Origin of the sequence: Sulfitobacter sp. HNIBRBA3233, from assembly GCF_040149665.1 — a bacterium.
Taxonomy (GTDB): domain Bacteria; phylum Pseudomonadota; class Alphaproteobacteria; order Rhodobacterales; family Rhodobacteraceae; genus Sulfitobacter; species Sulfitobacter marinivivus.
Genome location: NZ_JBEFLP010000002.1, coordinates 274,338 through 295,301 on the forward strand (window position 1 = coordinate 274,338; position 20,964 = coordinate 295,301).

The 20,964-nt window shown below is 62.3% G+C and carries 21 protein-coding genes; 16 read left to right on the forward strand and 5 right to left on the reverse strand.

Annotation, left to right across the window (positions count from 1 at the left end; genetic code table 11):
* Positions 1–2: 2 nt before the first annotated feature.
* Positions 3–860: an HpcH/HpaI aldolase/citrate lyase family protein gene (locus ABMC89_RS14540; protein WP_349569163.1), complete on the reverse strand. Its 858-nt coding sequence runs from the start codon at positions 858–860 to the stop codon at positions 3–5.
* Between the two features lie 331 nt (positions 861–1,191).
* On the opposite strand from ABMC89_RS14540, the gene ABMC89_RS14545 reads away from it, so the two are divergent.
* Positions 1,192–1,524 carry a hypothetical protein gene (locus ABMC89_RS14545; protein ID WP_349569165.1) on the forward strand — a complete coding sequence of 111 codons (333 nt, stop codon included), beginning with the start codon at positions 1,192–1,194 and terminating at the stop codon, positions 1,522–1,524.
* Between the two features lie 79 nt (positions 1,525–1,603).
* On the opposite strand, the gene ABMC89_RS14550 is transcribed toward ABMC89_RS14545, so the two are convergent.
* Entirely contained in the window at positions 1,604–2,359 is a 756-nt protein-coding gene (locus ABMC89_RS14550) for a sulfite exporter TauE/SafE family protein (protein WP_349569167.1), read from the reverse strand.
* Positions 2,360–2,475: 116 nt separating this feature from the next.
* Here ABMC89_RS14550 and ABMC89_RS14555 point away from each other — a divergent pair, with 116 nt between their 5' ends.
* The 11 genes from ABMC89_RS14555 (at position 2,476) to ABMC89_RS14605 (ending at position 12,626) form a co-directional block, all read left to right on the forward strand.
* Positions 2,476–3,585, forward strand: coding sequence for a PRC-barrel domain-containing protein (locus ABMC89_RS14555; protein WP_349569169.1), 1,110 nt, complete (start codon positions 2,476–2,478; stop codon positions 3,583–3,585).
* Positions 3,586–3,709: 124 nt separating this feature from the next.
* A complete protein-coding gene (gene mdh / locus ABMC89_RS14560; RefSeq protein ID WP_349569171.1) occupies positions 3,710–4,672 on the forward strand; it encodes a malate dehydrogenase in 963 nt (320 codons plus the stop codon).
* Positions 4,673–5,012: 340 nt separating this feature from the next.
* Positions 5,013–5,396 (forward strand): succinate dehydrogenase, cytochrome b556 subunit, encoded by a 384-nt coding sequence (gene sdhC / locus ABMC89_RS14565; RefSeq protein WP_349569173.1) that lies wholly within the window; start codon positions 5,013–5,015, stop codon positions 5,394–5,396.
* Positions 5,397–5,406: 10 nt separating this feature from the next.
* A complete protein-coding gene (gene sdhD, locus ABMC89_RS14570; RefSeq protein ID WP_349569175.1) occupies positions 5,407–5,778 on the forward strand; it encodes a succinate dehydrogenase, hydrophobic membrane anchor protein in 372 nt (123 codons plus the stop codon).
* 167 nt (positions 5,779–5,945) lie between these two features.
* Positions 5,946–7,751, forward strand: a complete 1,806-nt coding sequence (gene sdhA / locus ABMC89_RS14575; protein WP_349569178.1) for a succinate dehydrogenase flavoprotein subunit — start codon at positions 5,946–5,948, stop codon at positions 7,749–7,751.
* Positions 7,752–7,753: 2 nt separating this feature from the next.
* Positions 7,754–8,650: a hypothetical protein gene (locus tag ABMC89_RS14580; protein WP_349569180.1), complete on the forward strand. Its 897-nt coding sequence runs from the start codon at positions 7,754–7,756 to the stop codon at positions 8,648–8,650.
* Complete coding sequence (locus tag ABMC89_RS14585) at positions 8,647–8,970, forward strand: hypothetical protein (protein ID WP_349569182.1); 324 nt, start codon at positions 8,647–8,649, stop codon at positions 8,968–8,970. Before ABMC89_RS14580 ends, ABMC89_RS14585 begins: the two co-directional genes overlap by 4 nt.
* Before the next feature lie 40 nt (positions 8,971–9,010).
* Positions 9,011–9,790, forward strand: coding sequence for a succinate dehydrogenase iron-sulfur subunit (locus tag ABMC89_RS14590; RefSeq protein ID WP_349569184.1), 780 nt, complete (start codon positions 9,011–9,013; stop codon positions 9,788–9,790).
* A gap of 61 nt (positions 9,791–9,851) precedes the next feature.
* Positions 9,852–10,067 carry a hypothetical protein gene (locus tag ABMC89_RS14595; RefSeq protein ID WP_349569186.1) on the forward strand — a complete coding sequence of 72 codons (216 nt, stop codon included), beginning with the start codon at positions 9,852–9,854 and terminating at the stop codon, positions 10,065–10,067.
* Positions 10,068–10,140: 73 nt separating this feature from the next.
* Positions 10,141–11,787, forward strand: coding sequence for an FAD-binding dehydrogenase (locus ABMC89_RS14600; RefSeq protein ID WP_349569188.1), 1,647 nt, complete (start codon positions 10,141–10,143; stop codon positions 11,785–11,787).
* Positions 11,784–12,626 (forward strand): urea carboxylase-associated family protein, encoded by an 843-nt coding sequence (locus ABMC89_RS14605; protein ID WP_349569190.1) that lies wholly within the window; start codon positions 11,784–11,786, stop codon positions 12,624–12,626. The genes ABMC89_RS14600 and ABMC89_RS14605 overlap by 4 nt, the downstream gene beginning before the upstream one ends.
* A gap of 49 nt (positions 12,627–12,675) precedes the next feature.
* Here ABMC89_RS14605 and deoD read toward each other — a convergent pair whose 3' ends face one another.
* From deoD to ABMC89_RS14620, 3 genes are all read right to left on the reverse strand, one after another.
* Positions 12,676–13,386: a purine-nucleoside phosphorylase gene (deoD, locus tag ABMC89_RS14610; protein ID WP_349569192.1), complete on the reverse strand. Its 711-nt coding sequence runs from the start codon at positions 13,384–13,386 to the stop codon at positions 12,676–12,678.
* A 340-nt stretch (positions 13,387–13,726) separates the two neighbouring features.
* A complete protein-coding gene (locus ABMC89_RS14615) occupies positions 13,727–14,011 on the reverse strand; it encodes an H-NS family nucleoid-associated regulatory protein (RefSeq protein ID WP_439655667.1) in 285 nt (94 codons plus the stop codon).
* 139 nt (positions 14,012–14,150) lie between these two features.
* The gene (locus tag ABMC89_RS14620; protein ID WP_349569196.1) at positions 14,151–16,118 is read right to left on the reverse strand and encodes a methylmalonyl-CoA mutase family protein; all 1,968 of its coding nucleotides are present in this window, start codon (positions 16,116–16,118) and stop codon (positions 14,151–14,153) included.
* A 164-nt stretch (positions 16,119–16,282) separates the two neighbouring features.
* Between ABMC89_RS14620 and ABMC89_RS14625 the strand changes: the two genes are divergently transcribed.
* The 4 genes from ABMC89_RS14625 to ABMC89_RS14640 all read left to right on the forward strand — a co-directional run bounded on the left by ABMC89_RS14625 (position 16,283) and on the right by ABMC89_RS14640 (position 20,931).
* The gene (locus tag ABMC89_RS14625; RefSeq protein ID WP_349569198.1) at positions 16,283–17,689 is read left to right on the forward strand and encodes a 1-acyl-sn-glycerol-3-phosphate acyltransferase; all 1,407 of its coding nucleotides are present in this window, start codon (positions 16,283–16,285) and stop codon (positions 17,687–17,689) included.
* A 114-nt stretch (positions 17,690–17,803) separates the two neighbouring features.
* On the forward strand, positions 17,804–19,084 hold the full coding sequence (gene ccrA / locus ABMC89_RS14630) for a crotonyl-CoA carboxylase/reductase (protein WP_349569200.1): 1,281 nt from the start codon (positions 17,804–17,806) through the stop codon (positions 19,082–19,084).
* A gap of 370 nt (positions 19,085–19,454) precedes the next feature.
* The gene (locus ABMC89_RS14635; protein ID WP_349569202.1) at positions 19,455–20,174 is read left to right on the forward strand and encodes a helix-turn-helix transcriptional regulator; all 720 of its coding nucleotides are present in this window, start codon (positions 19,455–19,457) and stop codon (positions 20,172–20,174) included.
* Positions 20,175–20,295: 121 nt separating this feature from the next.
* The gene (locus ABMC89_RS14640; RefSeq protein WP_349569204.1) at positions 20,296–20,931 is read left to right on the forward strand and encodes an acyl-homoserine-lactone synthase; all 636 of its coding nucleotides are present in this window, start codon (positions 20,296–20,298) and stop codon (positions 20,929–20,931) included.
* The last annotated feature ends 33 nt before the right edge of the window (positions 20,932–20,964 follow it).

Here is a 20,964-nt window from a genome sequence, read left to right on the forward strand (position 1 = left end):
GTCTATTCCGCCTTGAGCTTTTCGATCGCTTCGAGTTTTGCCAGCGTTTCGCGTGCGGTTGCAACATGAAGGTTCTCGACGATCTTGCCGTCAACCACTGCAACACCCTGACCGGTGGCCTCGCATTCCTCGAATGCGGCAATCTGGCGGCGCGCCAGATCGGCCTCTTCGGCGGACGGCGAAAACGCCGCGTTGGCGACATCAAGCTGCGCGGGGTGGATCAGCGTCTTGCCGTCAAAGCCCATGTCACGGCCCTGATCGCATTCGATTTTCAGCCCCTCGTCGTCCTTGAAGGCATTATACACCCCGTCGATCAGCGCCACGCCATGCGCCTTGCCCGCCAGCACACACAGGCCAAGGCCCGTCATCAGGGGCAGGCGGTCGGTCCGGGTACGGGTCTGCAAATCCTTGTTCAGATCGTTTGTCCCCATGACCATGCCCTGCAACTTGGGGTGCGCGGCGATGGCGGCGGCATTCAGCAGACCCAGAGGCGTCTCCATCATGGCCCACAGAGGGATATCGCCGCAGATCTTCGCGAGCGCGTCTAGATCGGCGGGCGCGTTCACCTTTGGCAGCAGGATTGCCTCCGCGCCCATTTCGGCGGCGGCAGCTGCATCGTCGGCGCCCCATTCGGTGTCGAGCCCGTTGATCCGGATGATTTTCATGCGGCTGCCGTAGCCGCCTTCGGCCAAGGCGACACGCAGGGTATCGCGCGCGGCGACTTTCTCTTCGGGAATCACGGCGTCCTCAAGATCGAAGATGATCGCATCGGCAGCCAGTCCGCGTGCCTTGTCCAGCGCGCGGGGCTTGGAGCCGGGGATGTAGAGGACGGACCGCAGGGGGCGGGCAATGGAGGGCATGGGAACTCCTGAATGGTATCACGGGATTGACGAAACAAAGTTGCGCGCAAAGGGGCATTTCTGGACGAAAACTTCAAGCCCCTTTGCGCCGCGCTGCGGCGAAAATACGGGCCGCAACGGCAGCGGACGCGGCGTTAACCCGGAATTTAAATCTCATCGGCAACAGTCGGGGGGCATGATCCGAAGGGGAGCGCGCCGGCTGGGCCGCCGGCATAGGCGATGCAGCGTCATGCAGCGAAGTTTCATACCGGGGGCGCCCGTGTTTCACCGGCTGATGCGCCGGAGGGGCCATAACCACGTCGCGCCGCCTGACCTCTGGAAAGGCACTGACATGACACGTACTGCAAAATTTATTCATCTTGCCGCGCTGACCACCGCGTCGGCGATCCTGATCGCCTGGAGCAGCGGGGCCAGCGCGCAGGGGCAGCGAAACTGCGGGCCCCGGGACCTTGTGGTCGAACGCCTCGCCAGCGGCTATGGCGAGACCCGCCAGTCAATCGGCCTCGGCTCGGGCAACCGCATGGTGGAGGTCTTCGCCTCCGACGCGACGGGCAGTTGGACCATTCTGGTGACGCTGCCCACCGGGCTCAGCTGTCTTGTGGCCTCGGGCCAGTCTTTCGAGACAGTCACGGAAAGCCTGCCGGCGGCGGGCGACCCGGCCTGACCGCGCACAGCGGGGCCGCGCGCACCTTTGACGCGCGGCTCCTCTTTTCCGCGGCCGACCGCCGGGCGCAGCGTTCGCCTCAGGTCAGACCGTCCCAGATCAGTTTCAGACCGGTCGCGGTCAGCGCCACGTAGGTGACCGCAAAAAACAACCGTTCGGGCACGATGCGATGCGCCCGCACGCCCAGCCATGCGCCCAGCAGCGCGAAGGGCGCCAGCGCGAGATTGGCCTGTGTCGTGGCCTGCGTGAACATGTCAAGCGCGGCATAGGGAATGAACTTGGCGATATTGATGGCCCAGAACACCAGTACTGTCGTGGCCTGATACGCGGTCTTGTCCAGACCGCGGGCCAGCAGGAACACCGCCGCAGGCGGGCCGCCCGCGTGGCTGATGAAGCTGGTGAAACCCGCCGTGAGACCCGCGATGCCACCGCCCCAGTCGGGCATCGGGCGCGTGCCAAGCTTCAGCTTGCCCGACCGCGACGCGATCTGCCACAGGACAAACCCCACCGACACCAGACCGATCAGCAGCCGCAGCAGATCGGGCGATGCGACACGAAACAGCATCGCGCCCAGTGCCACACCGGGCAGGCCGCCGAGTATGAGGATCATCGCTTCGCGCAGGCGCCAGCGGCCCCAGTAGGGTCGCAGGGTGGCGGCATCGATCAGCATCAGCAGCGGCAGCATCACCCCCAGCGCCATGGCAGGCTCCACCACAAGCGCCAGCATCGACGAGGCCGCAAAGGCAGCGCCCGATCCGAAGCCCCCTTTGGAGATACCGGCAAAGATGACCGCCGGTCCGGCAATCGCAAAGAACCACAGATCGAGGTTAAGCATCCCAGCCCCTTGAAACCCTGTCCGCGCACCTAGTTTGCGCTGGAACCGAACCACCGCGCATAACGTTCATCTTGGCGCAACACAAATTCGCACGATCCGCTGCAAGGAGCCACCCCATGAAACGCCTGCTGACTTCCACCGCCCTCGTTCTCGCCTTTGCCGTCCCTGCCACGGCCCAATCCGTGCAGACCGAAGTCGGCGTTGTAAAGATGAACGAAAGCAGCCTGCTGGTCGGCGATATGATCGGTGAGCCCGTCTATAACTTCCGCGGCAAGCCCAAAACCGACGAGCCGATGCCGCTGGACGGGGCGAACCGCTTTGAACGCATTGCCACGGTGAAGGATGTGGTGATCAATTCGGACGGTGCCGTCGAAGCGCTGATCATGAGTGTCGGGGGATTCTGGGGGCTGGCCGATCGCGAAGTGTCTGCGGGGATCGACGGCCTGACCGTCGTGACAGATGTGCGCGGTGACAAATACTTCGTGATCTTCACCGATGAGGAAACCCTCGATAACGCGCCACGGTTCAACAAGTTCGACATCCAGAGTGTTGCGGATAACGCCGGTGACGAAGAAGCCGACAGTGAAGAGGCTGACGAAGAAGAAACCGCCGCGGAAGAAGAAACCAGCGATACAATGGCATCCGGCGACGACAGTGCGCCAGCGGATGAGCAAGCTGCCGAGACCGAAGCGGAAGAGACCTCTACCGACGAGGGCGCGGCGGAAAACGCGAGTGCGGATGACGCCGCCGAAGCGGATCAGGACGCAGCATCCGGCGAAACCGGTGAAGAGAACGCGGACGCGGGCGACGCGCCGGCAGAGACCGCAGATGACACAGCAGCAGGTGACGACACAGCCGAAGACGAGGCTTCCGCCCAAGAAAGCACAGACAACGGCGATACCGCCGCAGCGCAGGAGGACGACCCGACAATCGTCGGTCAGGACGAGGACGCGTCCATCGACAAAGCACAGCCTGCGGACGAGATGGAGGGCGATGAGGCCCCCAACGGCACGTCCATCGACGCATCGGATGAAGCGGCAACCGAGGATGGGCAGCCCCGCGATGCCGAGCTGAGCGATGTGAACACCGAAGACGATCAGGCGACAGTCGGGATCCCCGACGAGGCCGAAGAAAAGGGTGAAGCCGACGACGTGTCGAACGAAGAGATCATCGAAAGCGACGGCGCGAATGACGCCGAAAGCGAAGAGGTGAAGTCCGACAACTGATACGGGCCCAGTCGGACGCTCCCATGGGTTTCAGTTTCGGTTGCGCGTGCGCAGCGGCAACTTGCATGACTGCACATGAAGGTTTAAGCCCGCGGTCAACGCAAACTCAATCGGAGACCTGCACATGGCCAGACCCAAGATCGCGCTTATCGGCGCCGGGCAAATCGGGGGCACACTTGCCCATCTCGCTGCAATCAAGGAACTCGGCGACGTCGTTCTGTTCGACATTGCCGAGGGCACGCCAGAAGGAAAAGCGCTCGATATCGCCGAATCCGGCCCGTCCGAAGGCTTTGACGCGAAAATGTCCGGCACGCAGGATTACGCGGATATCGCGGGCGCCGACGTCTGCATCGTGACAGCCGGCGTCGCCCGCAAGCCGGGCATGTCGCGCGACGATCTTCTGGGCATCAACCTGAAAGTCATGAAGTCCGTGGGCGAGGGAATCGCAGCCCACGCACCGAACGCATTCGTTATCTGTATCACCAACCCTCTCGACGCGATGGTTTGGGCCCTGCGCGAATTCTCCGGTCTGCCGCACGAAAAAGTCTGCGGCATGGCGGGTGTTCTTGATTCGGCGCGCTTCCGCCATTTCCTCGCGGAAGAGTTCGAAGTGTCGATGCGCGATGTGACGGCCTTTGTTCTGGGCGGTCACGGCGACACGATGGTGCCGCTGACACGGTATTCCACCGTTGCCGGTATCCCGCTCCCCGACATGGTCAAGATGGGTTGGACCACGCAGGAGAAACTGGACGCGATCGTTCAGCGTACCCGCGACGGCGGCGCCGAGATCGTCGGCCTGCTGAAGACCGGTTCCGCTTTCTACGCGCCAGCCACATCGGCGATCGAAATGGCCGAAGCCTATCTGAAAGACCAGAAACGTGTGCTGCCCTGCGCCGCATACGTCGATGGCGCCTACGGCCTGAACGGTTTCTATGTCGGCGTTCCGACAGTGATCGGCGCTGGCGGTGTCGAGAAAGTCGTCGAGATTTCGATGAACAAGGAAGAGCAGTCCATGTTCGACAATTCCGTGAACGCGGTGAAGGGCCTTGTCGAGGCCTGCAAAGGGATCGACGACAGCCTCGCATAAGGCGGCTGCATACAAAATTCGAAGAAGGCGGATCTGTTCGGTCCGCCTTTTTTCGTTAGAGGCCCGCTGTGCGGAGGGCTGTGATCACGGATGCCCGACTCACGGTCGGGAGGCGTTTGGCGGGGCATCCGGCGGGGCCGCGCAGTCACCTCATTCGGTTGAGGCAGCATATGTGTGATCACAAAAACAAATCTAGTGATCACAATATGCCCGGAACCGCCCGCGCCGCGAAAAAATCCTGAAAAATAGCGGTAACAGTCCGCGTATTTCCGCCTTGCCCGCGTGACAGTCGGAAAAAAACCGCTATCACTAAAGCCAAGTAGCCAGAAAGGAGCCTGATATGGCCGATGTGAACCGGGGCAACCGCCCGCTGTCACCGCATCTGACGATCTATCGCCCGCAGCTGACCTCGATGACCTCCATTCTCACGCGGATCACGGGCAACGCCCTGCTGATCAGTGCGCTGTTGATCGTGTGGTGGTTTCTCGCCGCGTCAACGAATGCCGATTACTTCGCGACCGCGAATGCCGTGCTGACCAGCTGGTTCGGTGATCTGGTGATGTTCCTGTCGGTCCTCGGTCTGTGGTACCACACGCTGGCGGGCATCCGGCACCTGATCTGGGACAATGCCGTCGCGATGGATATCCCCACCGCAGAAAAACTGGGCTGGGCGTGTCTTGGCGGGTCGGTGTTCCTGACCCTCGTGACCGTCATCGCCGTTTAAGGAGGCTCACATGGCATATATGACCGACCGCAAGCGCGCCACCGGACTTGGCTCTGCCAAAAGCGGCACAGCGCATTTCTGGGCGATGAAAGTCAGCTCCGTCGCGCTGCTGATCCTGATCCCGCTGTTCGTCTTTACCTTCGGCGCAGCACTTGGCGGGACATACGAGGAAATCGTCGCCTACTACAGCCGGCCCACCCCCGCGATCATCGCGGCGCTGACCTTTGCCGTAGGTTTCAAGCATTTCAACGACGGTGTGCAAACGCTGATCGAGGACTATGTGCACGGCCCCGCGCAGAAAATCGCGCTGATCGTGATGACCTGCATCAGCTACGGTGCGGCGGCTGTGGCCATCTTCGCCATCGCGCGGCTGGCGCTCTGACACTGCGACAAATGGCTGGGCGGCGGTCGCCGTCGCCCGTGCTATCTACGGGATCAAGTGGCGGGTCGCTCCGCCCATAGGGAAATTCAGACCGCGCGCAGATCGCGCGAGAACATGAGGGACGGGACGCGCAGCGCGCACCGGTCCAAATCGAGAGAGGGCACATTATGGCTGCTTATGATTACGAAACCCATGAATACGACGTTGTCGTCGTCGGTGCCGGCGGTGCTGGCCTGCGTGCGACACTGGGCATGGCGGAGCAGGGGCTGCGCACGGCCTGTATCTCGAAGGTGTTCCCGACACGCTCGCACACGGTGGCCGCACAGGGTGGCATCGCCGCATCGCTGAGCAACATGGGTCCCGACAACTGGCAGTGGCACATGTACGACACCGTGAAGGGATCGGACTGGCTGGGCGATACGGATGCGATGGAATACCTCGCCCGTGAAGCCCCCAAGGCGGTTTACGAGCTTGAGCACTACGGCGTGCCGTTCAGCCGGACCGAGGAAGGCAAGATCTACCAGCGCCCCTTCGGCGGCCACACCACCGAGTTCGGCGAAGGCCCCCCCGTGCAGCGCACCTGTGCCGCCGCCGACCGGACCGGCCACGCGATCCTGCACACGCTCTATGGCCAGTCGCTGAAACAGAACGCGCAGTTCTTCATCGAATATTTCGCCATCGACCTGCTGATGAGCGAGGACGGCGTCTGCCAAGGCGTTCTGTGCTGGAAGCTGGACGACGGCACGATGCACGTCTTTTCGGCGAAGATGGTTGTGCTGGCGACGGGCGGATATGGCCGCGCCTACTTCAGCGCCACCTCTGCGCATACATGTACCGGAGACGGTGGCGGCATGACGGCCCGTGCGGGCCTGCCGCTTCAGGATATGGAGTTCGTCCAGTTCCACCCGACCGGCATCTACGGCGCTGGCTGCCTGATCACCGAAGGCGCGCGCGGCGAGGGCGGATACCTCACCAACTCCGAAGGCGAGCGGTTCATGGAGCGCTACGCGCCGACCTACAAGGATCTGGCGTCGCGCGACGTGGTGAGCCGCTGCATGACGATGGAAATCCGCGAAGGCCGCGGTGTGGGCGACAAGAACGACCACATCCACCTGCACCTCAACCACCTGCCACCGGAAACGCTGGAACTGCGCCTGCCCGGCATCTCGGAATCCGCGCGTATCTTTGCGGGTGTCGACGTCAACAAAGAGCCGATCCCGGTTCTGCCGACCGTTCACTACAACATGGGCGGCATTCCAACGAACTATTGGGGCGAAGTGCTGGCGCCGACCAAGGACAACCCCGACAATGTATCGCCCGGTCTGATGGCCGTGGGCGAAGCGGGCTGCGCATCCGTGCATGGGGCGAACCGTCTGGGCTCGAACTCGCTGATCGACCTCGTGGTCTTTGGCCGCGCGGCAGCGATCCGCGCCAAGGAAGTCGTCGATCCCGAAACCGCCGTGCCAACCCCCAGCAAGCGGTCGATCGAGGCGGCGTTCAGCCGGTTCGACGGTCTGCGCTATGCCAAGGGCCACGTCCCGACGGCTGAATTGCGTCTCGAGATGCAGCAGACAATGCAGCAGGATGCGGCCGTCTTCCGCACCGACAAGACGCTGGCCGAGGGTGAGGAGAAGATGAAAGGTGTCGCGGGCAAGCTCAGCGATATCAAGGTGACGGATACATCCCTGGTCTGGAACTCGGACCTGATGGAAACGCTCGAACTGACCAACCTCATGCCAAACGCGGTTGCAACCATCACTGCCGCTGCGGCCCGCAAGGAAAGCCGCGGTGCCCACGCGCACGAGGATTATCCCGACCGCGACGACGAGAACTGGCGCAAGCACAGCCTGATCTGGTTCAAGGGCAACGAGGCGTCGCTGGGCTTCCGTGGTGTTCACACCCAGCCGCTGACATCGCACAACGAGGGCGGTATCGACCTCAAGAAGATCGCACCGAAAGCGCGGGTCTACTGATCATGACCGCAACGGCGCAGATCGGCACCGCGTGGGGCCAGGCGGGGTTCGCCCCTGTCTGCGCCTTGCAGGTGTTCGGGATGCGCCGTTCGGGCAATCATGCGATCATCGACTGGCTGATGCGCAACGCGCCGCAGGCGGCGACGGGCGGTGTGTTCTTCAACAACTGCAGACACGGGCGCGACCCGCTGAGCGCTTACGGATCGCTCGACATCTACGATGCCGAAAGCCGGGTGCAGCCGCACCACGATATCGCCGATGCGCAGCGGATCGCGGCGGCAGGGGATGCGCCTATGGTCGTCGTCTCCTACGAGGACCGGATCCCGCAGCCCAAGGGCAAGCCGCAGCGCGCCTCGCAGGGGTTCGCGACCGCCGATTTCAGTCGCCAGGTTATCATCTACCGGAGCTTTCTGAACTGGGCCGCGTCGCTTCTGGCGAAAATCCAGCGCAACGACGGCTTCGGCCCCACGGACCGGATGCGGATCATGGGCCTTGCCTTTGCCACCTATGTGCAGGGGCTGGACCGCGTCGCCGATCCCGGCGATGTTGTCGCCATCTGCTACGATGACTGGATGCAGAGCGAGGACTACCGCGCCGGTATTCTGGACCGGCTGGATCTGCCGCGCCGCGATCTGGACCGGGGACAGGTCCAGCGCTACGGCGGCGGATCGTCGTTCCAGCGCAGGACGACCGGCGTGGCCGATCTGGGCTCTACCGAAAGGGACGCGCTGATGGCTGAAGACGAGGAGTACAAGATGATCCTGTGGACCGCCGCCCACGACGTGCGGTTCATGGAGCGTATTCTGGCCCATTTCGAAGACGACGCGGAACGGCTGGCCCAGCTGGCCGAAACCGCCAGTCTCAACCTTTCTCTGCCCCTTCGGGAGACCGTCCAATGACGCGCTTGATCCTTGCTGCCGGCCTTCTGGTGCTGACGGCCTGCACCGAAATGCAGACTGCCGCCGACAGCGCCGGTCGCCGCGCGGCCACATCCGCCGTGACCGAAATCATTGCGATCAACTTCCCGCAGGTGCCGAAGCCGCTGATCCAGCCCTTTGTCGGCTGCGTGATCGACAACGCCGCCGCCGTCGAGGTGCGCGAGCTTGCCAAGGCCTCTGTCGTGGGGGTCGATGACACAACCGTGGCCGTCGTGCGCAACGTGCTGTCGCGCCCTGCCACACAATCCTGCCTGCGCAGCAATGCGCCGCTGACACTTTGAGCGCGCCCGCGCGCCCTGAACCGAGAGAAGGAACAGCATCATGGTACAACTGACGCTCCCCAAGAATTCCCGCATGACCGCGGGCAAGACATGGCCGAAGCCCGAGGGTGCGACCAACCTCAAGGAGTTCCACATCTATCGCTGGAACCCCGACGATGGAAAGAACCCGCGGGTCGATACCTATTTCGTCGATATGGATACCTGCGGGCCGATGATGTTGGACGCGCTGATCAAGATCAAGAACGAGATCGACCCGACGCTGACCTTCCGCCGGTCCTGCCGCGAGGGCATCTGCGGCTCCTGCGCGATGAACATTGACGGGATCAACACGCTGGCCTGTACCTACGGCATGGACGAGGTGAAGGGCGTGGTCAAAGTCTACCCCCTGCCGCATATGCCCGTGGTCAAGGACCTGATCCCCGACCTGACGCATTTCTACGCGCAACACGCGTCGATCAAGCCGTGGCTCGAAACGGAAACGCCCGAGCCGCGCAAGGAGTGGAAGCAATCGATCGAGGACCGCGAAAAGCTCGACGGTCTTTACGAATGCATCATGTGTGCGTGCTGCTCGACCTCCTGCCCAAGCTACTGGTGGAACGGCGATCGCTACCTCGGGCCCGCAGCGTTGCTGCACGCCTACCGCTGGATCATCGACAGCCGCGACGAGGCCACCGGCGAGCGTCTGGACGAGCTGGAAGACCCGTTCAAGCTGTACCGCTGTCACACGATCATGAACTGCGCCAAGACCTGCCCCAAAGGGTTGAACCCGGCGCTGGCGATCAGCCAGATCAAGAAGCTGATGGTCGAACGCACCGTTTGATCGGTTACCAAGACAGCCACGGGTCCGCTCACGCGGGCCCGTTCGCATTTCCGGGGTCTGCATGATCATCATTTTCGGCATCATCGCGGTGGTCGTGGTTGCGTGGTATGCGTGGCGCTACCGCGACGTGCGCAATTGCCGCTGGCGCGCCGAAAGATCCGGTGACAAGGGCAGCCTGCGCAAATACCGCTGCATCGCCTGCGGGGCGGAGGCGTTCACGGCCACGAAGGGGCCTCCGCGCGATTGCCGCAAGGACCTGTCGCCACCCTCTCTCTAACCTCGCGTTTTCCTCGACACCTTTGCGCCGCAGCGTGTAGCGTCGCGGATGGAAGCCCTGGGAGCCCCCTCCAATGACAGATTTCGCCCCCGACGTGATCGTGATCGGCGCTGGCCTTGCCGGTATGGCCGCGGCACACGAAGCCGTCCTGCGCGGTCGCCTCGTGCTGCTTCTGGATCAGGAGGGCCAGCAAAGCCTCGGGGGACAGGCGTATTGGTCGCTGGGCGGTCTGTTCATGGTCGACAGCCCCGAACAACGCAGGCTGGGCATCCGTGACAGCGCGGAACTCGCGTGGTCCGACTGGCTCGGATCGGCGCAGTTCGACCGTGACGAGGATGCAAACCCGCGCGCCTGGGCCGAGAAATTCGTCGAATTTGCGGGCGGGGGTATGCGCAGCTGGCTCCACGGTCTGGGAATGCGCTGGTTTCCTGTCGTCGGCTGGGCCGAGCGGGGCGGCGAACTGGCCGGAGGACACGGCAATTCCGTTCCGCGCTTTCACATCACCTGGGGGACCGGGACCGGTGTGGTCAAACCCTTCGCCGATCTGATGGTGAAACACGCGCAGGCAGGCTCCCTCAGCCTCGGTTTCCGGCACCGCGTCAGCGGCTTGATCGTCGAAGGTGGCGCGGTGAAAGGCGTCACCGGCGATGTGCTTGAGCCCACCACCGCAGCACGCGGGCAATCGACCTCGCGCAGGGTGACCGGCAGCTTCGAGTATCGCGCGGAAAGCGTGATCGTGACAACCGGCGGTATCGGCGGCAACCCTGCAATGGTGCGCAAACACTGGCCAACAGACAGGTTGGGCCGGGCGCCGAAGACGATGGTTGCAGGCGTTCCCGATTACGTCGATGGCCGCATGCACGGAATCGCGGCCAAAGCGGGTGCCGGTCTGATCAACGAGGACCGGATGTGGCACTATTGCGAAGGTCTCAGGAACTGGGATCCGATCTGGCCCAATCACGGTATCCGCGTGCTGCCGGGGCCCTCGTCCATGTGGTTCGACGCCCGCGGCAACCGGCTCGAACCGCCGTTCATGCCGGGGTTCGACACCCTCGGAACGCTCAGGCGCATCCTGAGTGTGGGCGAACACAGCTGGTTCATCCTGACCCAGACGATCATCGAAAAGGAATTTGCTCTTTCGGGGTCGGAACAGAACGCCGACCTGACCGATGGCGGCTGGCGCGAGGTCCTGCAGGCGCGGCTGGGCAAGGGCGCGACACCGGCTGTAGAGGCGTTCAAAGCGCAAGGCGCGGATTTCATCGTCGAACGGGATCTCGAAACGCTGGTCGCGCGGATGAACGATCTGACGCCCGCGCATCCCGTTGACCACGCGCATATCCACCGCCAGATCCGCGCCCGCGATTTGCAACTGAACAACCGCTTTTGCAAGGACGCGCAGATCACCGCCATCCACGGCGCACGCAGCTACAAGGGCGACAGGCTGATCCGCACCGCCAAACCCCACGCCATTCTCGACAAGGCCCATGGCCCGCTGATCGCCGTGCGCCTGAACGTCATCACCCGCAAGAGCCTTGGCGGCATCCACACGGACCTGCAAAGCCGCGTTCTGACCCCCTCCGGCGCGGTGCTGGAGGGGCTCTATGCGGCTGGCGAAGTCTGCGGCTTCGGAGGCGGCGGATATCACGGCTACAACGCCCTCGAAGGGACGTTTCTCGGCGGGTGCCTCTTTTCGGGACGTATCGCGGGGCAAAACGCATGACCGCGCCTGACGACGCAGACGCGCGCCGCGCCATCGCCCCGGTCATCTGCTATCCCGTCGAAACCTTGCCGCAACCGGATATGGCGATGCTTCACGCCGCGCGCCGCACCCTGCGCAAGACGGGGGAGGTTCTGGTGCCCGCCCGCGACGCCGCCTGTTTCAGCGTCCCGGCAGGCCACTTCTTTTGCATCACCAGTGTCGAGGGGCCGCAGGTTGGCGATCTGAACCTGTGGAACGCGCAGGACCTGTCCGAGCGTTTCTATTCCGGTAAAACCCGTGCATTGCACGGCACACATCTGACCACCGGAGAACGCATGTGGTCCAGCCTGCCTGCCTTGCGGCCCATGGCGACGATCACCCACGACAGTCTGGGCTGGTACGGGATCGATGCCTTCGGTGGCTCGGTGCACGACGTGATCGGTACGCGCTGCGACCCCTACACGCACAACCTCCTCTCGGGCGGGCAATACCATCATTGCTGCCACTCGAATCTGACCCGCGCCCTGGCCGCTCACCTTGGCATCTCACGCCCGGAGGCAGAGCCGCATATCCACGACGTGCTGAATGTCTTCATGTGCACGGGCTTCACCCGCGACACGGGCCAGTATTTCATGAAAGCAAGCCCCGTACGCCCGGGCGACACACTGGAATTTTTTGCCGAGATCGATTTGCTGGGCGCTCTCAGCGCCTGCCCGGGCGGCGATTGCAGCGCGGAGCATTCGTCAGACAGCGCCGCGTGCCATCCGCTTCTGGTCGAGACATTCGCACCGGATGCTTCGGCGATTTCGGCCTGGCGTGCACCACCTCTCAACGGATACGATGGGTCCCACGGCCCCTGACGGGCTTTTCCATTTTGCCCCTAAACTCATTCCGGCAGTTGCCGCAGGCTCAGGCGCCGGGGAAGGCCGCAGCGAGTGCAATCTCAACCATATCGCCGAACGACCGCTCGCGGTCTTCAGAGGGCAGCGCTTCGCCGGTGCCCAGATGGTCCGACACCGTCAGCACCGCGAGCGCACGGCGACCGTGGCGCGCGGCCAGCGTATAGAGCTCGGCGGCCTCCATTTCCACGCCCAGAATACCGTGGCGCACAAGCTGCTCGTCCAGATCCGGCCGCTCCGCATAGAAGACATCCGATGAATAGATCCCGCCGACATGGGTTTTCGACCCGCGCGTTTCGGCGGCGGCAACCGCATCCCGCAGCAGGCCGAAATCTGCGCAGGGTGCAAAGTTCACCTCCTTCATGATCGCGGAGGAGGGCGAGGTGATCGTGCTGGCCGTCATCGCGATGATGATATCGCGCAGGCTGACGTGGCTTTGCATGCCGCCGCAGGATCCGATACGGATCAGGGTCTGCGCATCGTAGGATGTGATCAGCTCATTGGCGTAGATCGACAGGGACGGCATGCCCATGCCGGAGCCTTGAATGGTCACACGGTTGCCGCGCCATGTGCCGGTAAACCCCAGCATTCCGCGCACTTCGTTGACCAGTTTTGCATCGTCAAGAAACGTTTCGGCCGCCCATTTCGCGCGATAGGGATCGCCCGGCATCAGAACGGTCTGCGCAATATCTCCGGGCTTTGCGCCAATATGTACGGTCATCTCGCGTCTCCTCTGGGCATTGGGGCGTTTTCCATTCAAATCGTAATATTGGGAAAATCGCCGTAATCCAACCCTGCGTACGCAAGGGAAGGCCACGATTGAAACGCGGCCTTTCACCGGGAAATGCCTTAGGTCGAGATGCCTTGGGCGAACGCAATTTGCCCCGCGCTATACGCGGGCAATTCAAATTAACAGATGAACTGAAATGGCGTGGTTTGATGGCGCCGGACCGGAGATCAAAAGATCCGGCGCCTATCAATGCGGTTATCTAATCCGGCAGATTATTAATTAACCCGCTTATCAATTCCAATCGCGATTCAATCCCAGCGTGAGAATCGGATCAGATCTCCATGGACGAGGGATCAGTGCCTTTTTCAATCTCGGCGAGAAACCAGTTCGGTTTGCGGCCCTTGCCGGTCCAGGTATCCGCGGGGTTTGCGGGGTTTGCGTATTTCGGTTTTGACGCGGCTTTTGCCTTTTTCGCTGGCTTCGCCCGAGGCGCCTTGGCCGGGGCGTTTTCATTCAAGTCATTGAGAGTAAATCCAAATTCGGCTGCCGCTTTTTCGGCTGCCTTGCGCGCCTCGCGGCGGTCGCGGGCTTGGGCATTGGTCAGTGCCTTCTTCACATCGGCCAGAAGTTTTTCCAGTTCTTTCCGGCTGAGGGATTTCAGATCAATAGACATTAAATGGGCTCCACATTGCTTCCTGTAGGGCCCATTTATCCTGATTTCAGGGAGTTTACATATTATAATTTCAAACTGAGCCTTATTCCGCTGCGACGGCGGACGGATCGGCCAATGTCACGATATCCGACATGATCGTGTTCAATTCAAAATCCTTGGGCGTATAGACCCGCGCCACCCCCATCGCTTTGAGCCGTTTTGCATCCTCATCGGGGATGATGCCGCCGACGATGACCGGAATATGGCCAAGCCCCGCATCGCGCATCTGGTTCATCAGATCCTCGACAAGCGGCATGTGCGATCCCGACAGGATCGAGAGCCCGACCACATGGGCATCGTCGTCTTGCGCAGCGGCCACGATTTCCGCGGGGGTCAGCCGGATGCCCTCATAGGCAATGTCCATGCCGCAGTCGCGGGCGCGCACGGCAATCTGTTCGGCGCCGTTCGAATGCCCGTCGAGACCCGGCTTGCCGACAAGGAATTTCAACCGGCGGCCCAGCCGGTCGCTTACCGCGTCCACCGCCGCACGCAGGTCGTCCAGACCTTCGGTCTTGTTCGAGCGACCGGCCGCAACGCCGGTGGGGCCGCGGTATTCGCCGTGAACGGCCCGCATCTGTTCCGCCCATTCGCCAGTGGTCACACCGGCTTTTGCCGCAACGATGGACGCAGGCATCACGTTGCGTCCTTCGGCGGCAGCGGCGCGCAGATCGGCAAGTGCTGCCTTTACCGCGTTCTCGTCGCGGGCGGCACGCCATTCGTTCAGACGTTCGATCTGCTCGGCCTCCACGGCGGGATCGACCGTCATGATGCCGCCATCCGCCGACATCAACGGCGAGGGTTCGCCCTGCTGCCATTTGTTGACCCCGACAACCACGGTCTCGCCCGCTTCGATCCGGCCCAGACGGTCGGCGTTGGATTCGACCAGACGCGATTTCATGTAGTCGATCGCGTCGATCGCGCCGCCCATGCTGTCGAGATGGGCCAGTTCCGCGCGCGCGCCTTCTTTCAGCTCTTCGACCTTCGCATCGACGGCGGGGTTGCCGTCAAACAGATCGTCGAATTCCAGCAAATCGGTCTCATACGCGAGGATCTGCTGCATCCGCATGGACCACTGCTGGTCCCACGGACGCGGCAGGCCGAGCGCCTCGTTCCACGCGGGCAATTGGACGGCACGGGCGCGGGCCTTTTTCGAAAGCGTGACGGCCAGCATTTCGATCAGAATACGGTAGACGTTGTTTTCGGGCTGCTGCTCGGTCAGGCCCAGCGAATTCACCTGCACGCCATAGCGGAAGCGGCGGTACTTGGGGTCGGTCACGCCGTAGCGCTTTTCGCAGATCTCGTCCCACAGATCGACAAAGGCCCGCATCTTGCACATTTCGGTGACAAAACGGATCCCGGCATTCACGAAGAACGAAATGCGGCCCACGAGGGCGGGAAAGTCTTCTTCGGCAACACGCGGGCGCAGCTGGTCCAGCACGGCGGTGGCGGTGGCCAGAGCAAAGGAAAGCTCCTGCTCGGGCGTGGCACCGGCCTCTTGCAGGTGATAGGAACACACGTTCATCGGGTTCCATTTGGGCACATTCGTATAACAGTATTCGGCCACGTCCGCGATCATCTTCAGCGACGGGGCAGGGGGGCAGATATACGTGCCGCGGCTGAGGTATTCTTTGATCAGGTCGTTCTGCACCGTGCCCTGCAGCTTGCTGACATCAGCGCCCTGTTCCTCGGCCACCGCGATATAAAGCGACAACAGCCACGGTGCGGTCGCGTTGATCGTCATGGAGGTGTTCATCTGCTCCAGCGGGATCTGGTCGAAGAGCGTGCGCATGTCGCCCAGATGGCTGACAGGCACGCCCACCTTGCCGACTTCGCCGCGCGACAGGATATGGTCGCTGTCGTATCCGGTCTGCGTGGGCAGGTCGAACGCCACCGAAAGCCCCGTCTGCCCCTTGGCGAGGTTCCCGCGGTAAAGCGCATTCGATGCCTCGGCGGTCGAGTGGCCCGCGTAGGTGCGGATCAGCCAGGGGCGGTCTTTGGGTTGGACTGTCATGACGGGCCTCTCTCATGAATCACGGTTTGTAACATTCTTGCGTGCTGTGCCAGATATAAGAAACTTTCGGCAAGTGTCAATTCGCTGCATCGCGGCATCCCCCGGCCGCTGCGAAAATGCGATTCCTGTTGTCCTGTCCGCGTCCCGCTGCGAGTGTACGTCCCATGACACAGACCGTGCAGCTGCCGCTTTGGCTTTTCATCCTGATCGTGCTTTTCGCGGCTGTCACCGCATTGAGCCACCTTCTGCTGCCGTCCGTGCGCTGGTTTTTCCGTCGCCGGTTCGAACGCGCGGTCGAGCGGCTGAACAGCCGCCTGAAACGCCCGATCCAGCCGTTCAAGCTCGCGCGGCGTCACGACATGATCCAGCGTCTGATATACGATCCCGAAGTCAGCCGCGAAATACAGGTCTACGCGCGCCAGCACGGTGTCCCCGAAAACGTGGCGTTCCAGAAGGCGCGCGAATACGCCCGCGAAATCGTGCCGTCGTTTTCCGCCTTTGCCTATTTCAGCTTTGCAATGCGGGTGGCGAAGGTTCTGGCCGAAGCTGTCTACCGCATCCGCTGGGCCGACAGGAACGACACGATTTTCAGTGCGATCCCCGAGGATGCGACACCGGTCTTCGTCATGAACCACCGGTCGAATATGGATTACGTGCTGGTCACCTACATGGCCTCGCGGACCTCGACGCTCAGCTATGCGGTGGGGGAATGGGCGCAGGTGTGGCCGCTTTCGGCGCTGATCCGGCTGTGGGGCGCGTATTTCATCCGCAGGCGCTCGCGCGGGGGGCTCTACCGCAAGGTGCTGTCGCGCTACGTACAGATGGCGACGAACGGCGGCGACACGCAGGCGTTCTATCCCGAAGGCGGGCTGAGCCTGAACGGCAAGCTGCAACCGCCCAAGAAGGGCCTTCTGAGCTATCTGGTGGACGGGTTCGACCCCGACGGCGAACGCGACATTGTTTTCGTTCCCGTGGCGATCAACTACGACCGCGTGCTCGAAGACCGGGTGCTGCTGGCCGCGCACGCGCGGGGGGATCGCCGGTTCGGGGCGCGGATCTCGGTGATCGTGAAATTCATCCTCAAGAAATTCTGGGAAAGGCTTCGAGGGGCAGACACGCGGTTTGGCACTGCCGCGGTCAGTTTCGGCATGCCGCTGAGCATGCGCGAACTGGGCAAGATCGATAACGTGGATAATCTTTCGCTGGAACTGATGAGCCGTATCGAGGCGGTGATGCCGGTGCTGGGGGTGCCGCTGGTGTCCACGGCCTTGTTGAATGACGGGTCGCTGAACGTGATCCGGCTGGAGGCGTCGGTGGCGCAGCTGGTCGCGGCGGTGCCACGGGAAAATCTGGCCCTGCTCAAGGACGTGGCGACAGAGGTGAAACGCGCCTGCCGTCACATGCGGCAGCACGGCCTGATCGAGGAGCGCGACGGCGCCTGGCACATCATTCAGGGGCAGGAAGACACGGTGCGTTTCTACGCAAACTCGATCGCGCATTTCTTTCCCGAGGAAAATGATCCTGCAAATGCTGCGCCCGCAAAGCAACTTTCTGCGACTGCTGGGTCATAAAATTACAAAAATGACCCCTCGGACGGTTGCAATGTTTCAAAGGGGCCCTTAATCACTCCTCAGAGCACCGCGATTCTGCATCGCGGCACGGCAGCATTACCAACGGAGGGTGACATGGCACTGGATACGACGATCGCGCAGTATGACGCGCCTGAGAAAGACCTGTATGAAGTCGGCGAAATGCCACCCATGGGCCATGTGCCCAAGCAGATGTACGCATGGGCAATCCGCCGCGAACGTCACGGTGAGCCGAACACCGCCATGATGGAAGAAGTCGTCGATGTGCCGGTCCTCGACAGCCAGGACGTGCTGGTTCTGGTGATGGCGGCGGGCGTGAACTACAACGGTGTCTGGGCGGCGCTGGGCCAGCCCATCAGCCCGTTCGACGGTCACAAGCAGCCCTACCACATCGCGGGATCCGACGCGGCCGGCATCGTCTGGGCCGTCGGTGACAAGGTAAAGCGCTGGAAGGTGGGCGACGAAGTCGTCATCCACTGCAACCAGGACGATGGCGACGACGAGCACTGCAATGGCGGCGATCCGATGTATTCCCCGTCCCAGCGGATCTGGGGCTACGAAACGCCGGACGGCTCCTTCAGCCAGTTCACCCGCGTGCAGTCGCAGCAGCTTATGCCGCGCCCGAAGCACCTGACATGGGAAGAGGCGGCCTGCTACACGCTGACGCTGGCGACCGCCTACCGGATGCTTTTCGGGCACGAGCCACATGACCTCAAGCCCGGCCAGAACGTTCTGGTCTGGGGGGCGTCCGGTGGTCTCGGATCCTATGCGATCCAGCTGATCAACACGGCCGGTGCGAACGCGATCGGCGTGATCTCGGACGAGAGCAAGCGCCAGTTCGTCATGGATCTGGGCGCGAAGGGCGTGCTGAACCGCAAGGATTTCAACTGCTGGGGCCAGCTTCCCAAGGTCAACACACCCGAATACGCCGCATGGTTCAAGGAAGCGCGCAAGTTCGGCGCCGCGATCTGGGAAATCACCGGCAAGGGCAACAACGTCGACATGGTCTTCGAACACCCCGGAGAGAGCACATTCCCGGTGTCGACCTTCGTGGTGAAAAAGGGCGGTATGGTCGTGATCTGCGCGGGGACGACCGGCTTCAACCTGACATTCGACGTGCGCTACATGTGGATGCACCAGAAGCGTCTTCAGGGCAGCCACTTCGCGCATCTCAAGCAGGCGTCCGCAGCCAACAAGCTGATGCTCGAGCGCCGTCTTGATCCCTGCATGTCCGAGGTCTTTGCCTGGAACGACTTGCCCGAGGCGCATATGAAAATGATGCGCAACGAGCATAAGCCCGGCAACATGTCTGTTCTCGTCCAGTCCCCCACAACGGGTCTGCGGACGCTGGAGGACGCGCTGGAGGCGCGCAAGTAACCGCACCCTGCCGATCAAGCTGAACCGATGCCCCGCGAATCAACTGCTGATTGCGCGGGGCATTTACGTTTTGGAAACCGATTCAATGCAATCAATTGTTTGAAGATGCACGTACCCGCTATTTCTGGGGAGTGAAAATTCGCGAATAGGGCGGTTGTGATAATCTATGGTAGTCTTTGTTAACTTTCCGTTAACTGTTTCAGAAGGATGATCGGGATGCGAAACGAATGGATACTGGACGTTCTTGCCGATCTGCGCACCTTCGCGGACTCCAATGGTCTCCCCCTTCTGGCAGAGCAATTGGACGATACCGCCTTGATTGCGACGGCCGAGATCGCTGCACGGGAAGAAAGGTCGGCCGGGCGCTGCGATGGCGACACGAGAAACACTGGAACTCACGCTTGGCGAACTGGCCAACGCAGACACTCTTGATGATCTGCAACAGGTCACCGAGAACCTGCGCGACCATTTCCGGATAGACCATATCGTTTATCACTGGGTGGACTCCGCCGGTGACCAATACGGATGCGGCACCTATTCCGACGCATGGCGTCAGAAATACCTCGATGAAAACTTTCTGCGGATCGACCCGGTAATCGCCGGCTGTTATCAGCGGTTCAACCCGGTCGACTGGAAAGAGCTCGACTGGAGCAGCCGCGCCGCCCGCGATTTCCGCGAAACGGCCAGCGCCTATGGTGTCGGCAATCAGGGCTTCTCTGTCCCGATCCGTGGGCCGAACGGGCAATTCGCCCTGTTTACGGTCAACCACCGCTGCGATGATGATACCTGGCTGGTCTTTACCGAAAAACACCGCCGCGATCTGATCCTGATCGGTCATTTCTTCAACGAAAAGGCGCTGGAATTCGAACCCGACCGCGCGCCAGAGCCGTCGCAATCGCTGTCTCCGCGCGAGCTGGATGCCATGACACTGCTTGCAATCGGTCACAGCCGCGCGCAGGTGGCGCAGATGCTGTCGATCTCGGAGCATACGCTGCGGGTCTATATCGAAAGCGCACGGTTCAAGCTTGGGGCGCTCAACACCACCCACGCGGTGGCCCGCGCCATGAGCCGTGGGTTGATCGTGGTCTGATCCGCCGCCCCGCCTGTTTCCTACCAGAACCTTAACCGCGCGCACGCACGCGTTACGCGACCGAAACCACTGAATCGGCACCTTTGCCCCCGACACGGGGAAACAGCACAGGAAGGCCGACATGCTTCGTTATATCTACGCCGATCAACTCCATCAGCACCGCACGCTCGCCGATCAGATGTTCCGCCACCGCGCCGATCAATTCGCAACCCGTCTGGGGTGGGACGTGCAGGTCGACGCGTCGGGGCACGAACGCGACGAATACGACGATATGAATCCTCTTTACGTGATCTGGGAAACGCCGCAGGGCGGCCATGGCGGATCGATGCGGTTTCTGCCCACGACGGGACGAACAATGGTGAACGACCATTTCGGCCATCTCACAACGGGACCGATCCGCAGCCCGCGCATCTGGGAATGCACCCGTTTTTGCATGGCGCCGGGGCAGGGTGCGCATGTGGCCGCCGCGTTGATGCTGGGCGGGGGAGAGATCATGCAGGGGTTTGCGGTCGACCAGTTCGTCGGTGTGTTCGATGCGCGGATGGTGCGGATCTACAGCCGCGTGGGCGCCTCTCCCGAGGTGCTGGGCGGGTTTGGCGAGGGGCGCGCGCGGATCAGCGTTGGTCTGTGGACATTCAGCCCCGACGATCAGGCCCGCGTCGCCGCCCGTGCCGGTGTCACGCCCGCGCAATCGCGTCACTGGTTCGAGAGGGCATTCAACGCTGGCGGCATGGCTGAATTCGCTGCAACCGGCTGATCGCTCTGGCCCCTCGCGGCCCGCGCGATTAGT

Bases quoted from the DNA above. Each gene is read 5' to 3' on its own strand.
- ABMC89_RS14540 (WP_349569163.1), bottom strand. From the start codon at position 860: ATGCCCTCCATTGCCCGCCCCCTGCGGTCCGTCCTCTACATCCCCGGC.
- ABMC89_RS14545 (WP_349569165.1), top strand. From the start codon at position 1,192: ATGACACGTACTGCAAAATTTATTCATCTTGCCGCGCTGACCACCGCG.
- ABMC89_RS14550 (WP_349569167.1), bottom strand. From the start codon at position 2,359: ATGCTTAACCTCGATCTGTGGTTCTTTGCGATTGCCGGACCGGCGGTC.
- ABMC89_RS14555 (WP_349569169.1), top strand. From the start codon at position 2,476: ATGAAACGCCTGCTGACTTCCACCGCCCTCGTTCTCGCCTTTGCCGTC.
- mdh (WP_349569171.1), top strand. From the start codon at position 3,710: ATGGCCAGACCCAAGATCGCGCTTATCGGCGCCGGGCAAATCGGGGGC.
- sdhC (WP_349569173.1), top strand. From the start codon at position 5,013: ATGGCCGATGTGAACCGGGGCAACCGCCCGCTGTCACCGCATCTGACG.
- sdhD (WP_349569175.1), top strand. From the start codon at position 5,407: ATGGCATATATGACCGACCGCAAGCGCGCCACCGGACTTGGCTCTGCC.
- sdhA (WP_349569178.1), top strand. From the start codon at position 5,946: ATGGCTGCTTATGATTACGAAACCCATGAATACGACGTTGTCGTCGTC.
- ABMC89_RS14580 (WP_349569180.1), top strand. From the start codon at position 7,754: ATGACCGCAACGGCGCAGATCGGCACCGCGTGGGGCCAGGCGGGGTTC.
- ABMC89_RS14585 (WP_349569182.1), top strand. From the start codon at position 8,647: ATGACGCGCTTGATCCTTGCTGCCGGCCTTCTGGTGCTGACGGCCTGC.
- ABMC89_RS14590 (WP_349569184.1), top strand. From the start codon at position 9,011: ATGGTACAACTGACGCTCCCCAAGAATTCCCGCATGACCGCGGGCAAG.
- ABMC89_RS14595 (WP_349569186.1), top strand. From the start codon at position 9,852: ATGATCATCATTTTCGGCATCATCGCGGTGGTCGTGGTTGCGTGGTAT.
- ABMC89_RS14600 (WP_349569188.1), top strand. From the start codon at position 10,141: ATGACAGATTTCGCCCCCGACGTGATCGTGATCGGCGCTGGCCTTGCC.
- ABMC89_RS14605 (WP_349569190.1), top strand. From the start codon at position 11,784: ATGACCGCGCCTGACGACGCAGACGCGCGCCGCGCCATCGCCCCGGTC.
- deoD (WP_349569192.1), bottom strand. From the start codon at position 13,386: ATGACCGTACATATTGGCGCAAAGCCCGGAGATATTGCGCAGACCGTT.
- ABMC89_RS14620 (WP_349569196.1), bottom strand. From the start codon at position 16,118: ATGACAGTCCAACCCAAAGACCGCCCCTGGCTGATCCGCACCTACGCG.
- ABMC89_RS14625 (WP_349569198.1), top strand. From the start codon at position 16,283: ATGACACAGACCGTGCAGCTGCCGCTTTGGCTTTTCATCCTGATCGTG.
- ccrA (WP_349569200.1), top strand. From the start codon at position 17,804: ATGGCACTGGATACGACGATCGCGCAGTATGACGCGCCTGAGAAAGAC.
- ABMC89_RS14635 (WP_349569202.1), top strand. From the start codon at position 19,455: ATGGCGACACGAGAAACACTGGAACTCACGCTTGGCGAACTGGCCAAC.
- ABMC89_RS14640 (WP_349569204.1), top strand. From the start codon at position 20,296: ATGCTTCGTTATATCTACGCCGATCAACTCCATCAGCACCGCACGCTC.